This is a genomic window from Psychrobacter pygoscelis (assembly GCF_004335015.1).
Lineage (GTDB): Bacteria > Pseudomonadota > Gammaproteobacteria > Pseudomonadales > Moraxellaceae > Psychrobacter > Psychrobacter pygoscelis.
The window spans coordinates 1-452 of the sequence record NZ_RQRU01000019.1; the positions used below are offsets into that span (position 1 = coordinate 1).

General features: G+C 54.9%; 1 protein-coding gene. It reads left to right on the forward strand.

Annotated features, from left to right (window positions below; genetic code table 11):
- Positions 1–172: 172 nt before the first annotated feature.
- Positions 173–364: a hypothetical protein gene (locus EGV92_RS13760; protein WP_131669878.1), complete on the forward strand. Its 192-nt coding sequence runs from the start codon at positions 173–175 to the stop codon at positions 362–364.
- Positions 365–452: the final 88 nt, after the last annotated feature.

Below are 452 nucleotides of genomic sequence, written 5' to 3' on the forward strand. Positions count from 1 at the left end.
GCGCCACGACGCGCAGGCCAACCGCTCCGGAAAAGCGTGGGAACCTATGAGCCGTGCTCTTGGCAAAGAACGTGCTATGCTGGCTCGTCAGAGGGCGGAAAGACCGAGGACTGACGGCAGCTAGTAGACATTCTGACGGAGACCCTTCCCAGAGCGAATACGAGGACGGACCATGAATTTCTCAACAATCAGTGATCTCCATCAGTCTAACGATCAGGCAGAGCAAGAGCAGGGTCCACAGGTTCAGCAGCTAATGCAGGACATGAGTCAACTAAAACATCATGAGATAGAAAATAATGCGCAGCTTGCCCGGATTGAGCTGAAGCAGGACGAAGTTCTCGACCTGCTGCGTCAAAGCCGGTGATCTGCTATAGTCGAGGTTCAGGAGGTGCCAAAATGCCCGCTCTGAAAACTGACCGGCAGAAGCCCGCGCCCCGCATAGTTCGCAGCTT